Consider the following 5,651-nt stretch of genomic DNA (forward strand, 5'->3'; position numbering starts at 1 on the left):
CGCCAGCGAAGCCGGCAGCTCCAGCGTGGCCTCCTCGATCGACTGGCCGTCGCCGTGCACGTCGAGCAGGCCGAAGGGCAGGGTGGGCTCGTGCACGTCGGCGAGCTGTTCGCGGAAGAAGGCCTCGGCCTCGGCCTGGTCGGCGTGCGCCAGGGTGTAGGCGACGAAGTCGCGGTAGCTCACCGGCGCCGGCAGCTGCGCGGCACGGCCCTCCAGGTGGGCCTTCACCTCCGCCAGGATGATCTCCAGCGAGACATGGTCGCCGACGATGTGGTGCAACTGCAGCAGGGCCCAGCAGCGCGGGCCGCCCGGCTCGCGGGCCACCTCGGCGCGCAGCAAGGGCGCCTGCTGCAGGTCCATCTGCAGCCGCTCGGGGGCCAGGTGGGCGCGCAGCTGCGTCACCGGGTCGCTGCCTTCTTGCAAGGCCAGCGCCTGCACCGGCAGCACCGCCCGGCGGCACACCACCTGGACCGGCCGCGACAGGCCTTCGCTCAGCACGGCGGTGCGCAGGATGTCGTGACGGTCGATCGCCGCCTGTACCGCCGACAGGAAGGCGTCGAGCCGGTCCGGCGTGCCGAACTGCAGCAGCAGCGACATCAGGTAGGTGTCATTCTGCGGGTGCAGCCGGTGGTGGAACAGGATGCCGTCCTGCAGCGGCGCGAGGGGGTAGATGTCCTGGATGTTGCGTGCGCCGCCCGGCACACGGGCGACGATGGTGTCGATCTGTGGCTGGGTGAGCCCGACCAGCGCCAGCATCTCCGGCCGCAGCGCGTCGCAGTCCGCAGGGATGCGCTGCGGCGGTGCCACGAAGGCCTCGGCCTGCCGCGCGGGGCGCAGCACACCAGCCAGCTCCGCCAGCACCGGATGCCCGAACACCTGGCGCACCTCGGCGTGCCAGCCTGCCTCGCGCAGGCGCTCGATCAGCGGCAGCGTCAGCAGCGAATGCCCACCCAGGTCGAAGAAGTGGTCGTGACGGCCGACCTGCTCGACCTGCAGCAGCTCCTGCCACAGCGAAGCGAGCAGGACTTCCGCCTCACCCTGCGGGGCCGCATCGGCCCGCAGCGCGAGCGCCTCGGGCTCGGGCGACGGCAGCGCGCAATGGTCCACCTTGCCCGTGGACGTCAGCGGCAAGGCCGACAGGCACACGAAGGCGGCGGGCACCATGTAGTCGGGCAAACTCCCCTTGAGCTGCCTGCGCAGCGCGTCGAAGTCGGGCGCGAGGTCGCCCCTCGGCGTCACGTAGGCCACCAGACGCCTGTGGTCGGGGGCCTCTTCACGCAGGACCACGACCGCCTCGCGCACGTCGGGCGCGCGGGTGAGCTCAGCTTCGATCTCGCCGGGCTCGATGCGGAAGCCGCGGATCTTGAGCTGCCGGTCGTTGCGGCCAAGAAAATCGATGCTGCCGTCGGCACGCCAGCGGCCGAGGTCGCCCGTCCTGTACAGGCGTGCGCCTGGCATGGGGCTGAAGGGATCGTCGATGAAACGCTCGGCGCTCTGCTCGGGCAGCCCCAGGTAGCCGCGCGCCACGCCGGGGCCGCCGATGTGGATCTCACCCGTCACGCCGATGGGCACCGGCCGCTGTCGGGCGTCGAGCAGGTAGAGCCTGGCGCGCCCGAGCGGACGGCCGATGCAGGACGGCCGGTCGGCGCCGTCGATGCGCGCTAGCGTCGCCGTGACGGTGGTTTCGGTCGGGCCGTACTCGTTCAGCAGCTCGACCTCGCGCGGCTGCCGCGCGAACCAGGCGGCCAGGGCTGCAGGCTGCGCCGCTTCGCCGCCGATCGCGACCAGCCGCACGCCGGCGGGCAGCCGGAAGCGCGCATCGAGCGCCAGCTGCTGCCAGTAGGCGGTCGGCAGGTGCAGCACGCTGATGCGGTGGCGGGCGCACAGCGCGCCGAAGCTGTCGGGGTCGGCGATCCAGGCCTCGCTGCGCAGCACCAGCGTCGCTCCCGAGGCCAGCGCCGCAAAGACCTCCTGGGTCGCCACGTCGAAGGAGGGCGCGACGAACTGCAGCACGCGGTCCGCCGGGTTCAGACCGTAGCGCTGCCGGATCGCGCCCACCAGGTGGGCCAGCTGGCGCCGCTCGACCATGACTCCCTTGGGACGGCCGGTGGAGCCGGAGGTGTAGACCAGATAAGCCAGGTGCTCGGGCGACACGGACCAGTGCGCGGGATCCGGATCGAAGTCGGGGTAGCCCTCCAAGGTGTGCGCTTCGCTGTCGAGGCAGACGATAGGCTCGGCACGATCCGGCAAGCCCCGACGCAGCGACCGCTGCGTGAGGATGACCTGCGGCGCGGCGTCGCCGACCACCGCGGCGATGCGCGCGGGCGGTGCGGCGGGGTCGATGGGCACATAGGCGCTGCCCGCCTTCAGCACGCCCAGCATGCCGACCACCAGGTCGACGCTGCGCTCCAGGACCAGGGCGACGCGGCTGTCCGGGCCGACGCCCAAGGCGCGCAGGTGGCGTGCCAGCCGGTTCGCGCGCTGGTTCAGCGCCGCATAGCTCAGGCCGCGCACGCCGTCCGTGACGGCCATCGCTTGCGGATGTCGGCGCACCTCGTTTTCGATGCGACCTTGCACGTCCTCGTCGAGGATGCCGTCGTCCGGCGGTGGGTTGAAGTGCTCCAGCAGCAGCTGCTGCTCCGGCGCCGTGAGCAGCTCGATCTGGTCGACCGGACGCTGCGCGTCGCGGGCCATCCCGGTGAGCACCTGGCGGAGGTGCCCGGCCCAGCGCTCTATGGTCGCGTGCTCGAACAGGTCGGTGGCGTATTCCAGCTGGCCGACGATGTCGCCCTCGCTCTCTTCCAGCGACAAGGTCAGGTCGAACTGCGTGGTGTGCCGCGGCAGGTCCTGCAAGGACATCGTGAGCCCGGGCAGCGTGAAGGCTTCGCGCGGCGTGTTCTGCAGCACCAGCAGGACCTGGAACAGCGGGCTGTGGCTCTGGCTGCGCACCGGGCGGACCGCCTCGACGACCTGCTCGAAGGGCAGCTCCTGGTGGGCATAGGCCGACAGCGCCGCCTCTTTCACGCGCTGCAGCAGCTCGGCCACGCTCGGCTTGCCCTGCAGATCCAGGCGCAGCGCCAGGGTGTTGACGAAAAAGCCGATCAGGCCCTCCAGTTCGGGGCGCTCGCGGTTCGCGACCGGCGTGCCGATGACGAGGTCGTCCTGCCCGCTGAGACGCGACAGCAGGATCGCAAGCCCGGCGCACAGCGTCATGTGCAGAGTGATGCCGTGCGCCTGGGCGAGCGCCTTGAGGTCGCGGCTCAAGTCCGGGCCCAGGGCGAGCGGTACACGGCGGCCTGCATGGCTCTGCAGGGCCGGGCGCGGGCGATCGGTCGGCAGGTCGAGCAAGGCCGGCGCGTCGGCCAGCCGGTCCGTCCAATAGGCCCGGCCGCGCTGGAGCGCTTCGCCGGCGAGCCGTTCACGCTGCCATGCCGCGTAGTCGGCGTACTGCAGCAGCGGCGGCGGCAAGGCCGGGGCGCCGCCGTCGCGGCAAGCGGCATAGCAGGCCGCCAGCTCGCGCGTCAGCACCACCACCGACCAGCCGTCGGCGATGCTGTGGTGCAGGGTGACCAGCAGCTGGTGCCGGTCTTCGCCCAGGCGCAGCAGCTTGCCGCGGATCAGCGGCCCCGCGGCCAGGTCGAAGGGGGCGCTCGCCGCCTCTTCGGCATGACGGCGCAGCTCGGCCTGCCATCGGGACAAGGGTGTGGCACGCAGGTCGATGGTCTCCAGGGCGAAACGCGCTCGTGCCGCGATGACCTGCACGGGCCCGTTCTCGCCGTCGCGAAACACCGTGCGCAGGATCTCGTGGCGCTCGACCAGCGCGTCGAGCGCCGCCTGCAGGGCCGCGACATCGAGCGCGCCGTCGAGCTCGAACGCGCCGCCCAGGTGGTAGGCCGCGCCGGCGCTGCCCAGTCGGTCCAGGAACCACAGCCGCTGCTGGCCGAGCGACAGCGGCAGGGGGCTGTCGCGATCGGCGCGGCTGATGCTCGGCGAGGCGGGCGTGTCGCTACCCGTGCCCAGCTGCGCCGCCAGCCCTTGCAGCGTTGGCGCGGCGAAGAGCTCGCGCAGGGCCAGTTCGCCACCCAGCTCCTTGCGGATCCGCCCGATCAGCTGCACGGCCGACAGCGAGTGGCCGCCCAGCTCGAAAAAGTTGTCCTTGCGGCCGACCCGCTCGACCTGCAGCAGGTCCTGCCACAGGGCGGCGAGCCCTTGCTCGATGTCGCCTTGCGGCGCCTCGTAGTGCTGCAAGGCGAGCGCGTCCTGGTCGGGGGCCGGCAGGGCGCGGCGGTCGAGCTTGCCGTTGGGGGTGAGCGGCAGGGCCGGCAGCCGCACGAAGGCGGTGGGCACCATGTAGACGGGCAGCACCGCCTTGAGCCGGGTGCGCAGCGACTCCGGGTCGGGGAGGGCCCCGCCTTGCGGCGTGACATAAGCCACCAGGCGCTTGTCGCCGGGCTGGTCCTCGCGGGCCAGCACCACCGCGTCACCCACGCCGGGCAGGCCGGCGAGCCGGGCTTCGATCTCGCCGAGCTCGATGCGGAAGCCGCGGATCTTGACCTGCTGGTCGTTGCGGCCGAGGTAGTCGATGCTGCCGTCGGGGCGCCATCGGCCGAGATCGCCGGTCTTGTACAGGCGTGACCGGGGCTGGTCGCTGAACGGATCGGCGATGAAACGTTCGGCGCTCAGCTCGGGCTGCCCGAGGTAGCCGCGCGCCACGCCGGCGCCGCCGACATACAGCTCGCCCGGCACGCCGACGGGCACCGGCCGGCGCTGCGTGTCGAGGATGTGCACGTGCAGGTCCGGGATGGGGCAGCCGACGACGCTGCTGGTTTCCGAGCGGATGTCTTCGAGGCTGAGCTGCCGGTAGGTGACATGCACGGTGGTCTCGGTGATGCCGTACATGTTGACCAGGCGGGGTCGCTGCACGCCGCGGCGTTCGACCCAGGGCCGCAGCGTGTGCAGCTCCAGGGCCTCGCCGCCGAAGATCACCAGGCGCAGGTCCGGCTCGGGGGTGTCGGTCGCTTCTGCGGCTGCCGCCATCAGCTGGCGGAAGGCGGTCGGTGTCTGGTTCAGGACCGTCACGCCTTCCTCGCACAGCAGGCGCCAAAAATCGGCCGGCGAGCGCGAGGTGAGCTGCGGCACCACCACCAGCCGGCCGCCGTGGAGCAGCGCGCCCCACAGCTCCCACACCGAGAAGTCGAAGGCGAAGGAGTGGAACAAGGTCCAGACGTCGCGGCCGTCGAAGTGGAACCAGGACTGCGTGGCCGAGAACAGGCGCACCACGTTGCGGTGCTCGACCATCACGCCCTTGGGGCGGCCGGTGGAGCCGGAGGTGTAGATGACGTAGGCGAGGTGCTGGGGGCCGAGGCCCAGTTCGGCGGGCAGCAGGTTGGCATCGGGCTGCTGCGCGATGCGATCAGCCTCGCGGTCGAGCGCCAGCACCGGGATCGTGTCCGCCTCCAGAAGGTGCTGCCGGGTCAGCAGCAGGCGAGGGCGGGCGTCTTCCAGCATCGCGGCCAGGCGCTCGGTGGGATAGGCCGGGTCCAGCGGCACATAAGCGCCCCCAGCCTTGAGCACGGCCAGCAGCGCGATCACCATCTCCAGGCTGCGCTCCAGGCAGATGGCGACCAGGACGTCCGGCCCCACGCCCTCGT

At 71.9% G+C, this 5,651-nt stretch carries 1 protein-coding gene; it reads right to left on the reverse strand.

The genetic code is table 11. The annotated features are described in order from the left end of the window. The coding region (locus OOT46_RS30490; RefSeq protein WP_265407385.1) for a non-ribosomal peptide synthetase at nt 1–5,651 on the reverse strand (5,651 nt) is incomplete at both ends.

It is taken from the genome of Aquabacterium sp. A7-Y (assembly GCF_026153205.1).
In the GTDB taxonomy this organism is placed as follows: Bacteria; Pseudomonadota; Gammaproteobacteria; order Burkholderiales; family Burkholderiaceae_C; genus Caldimonas.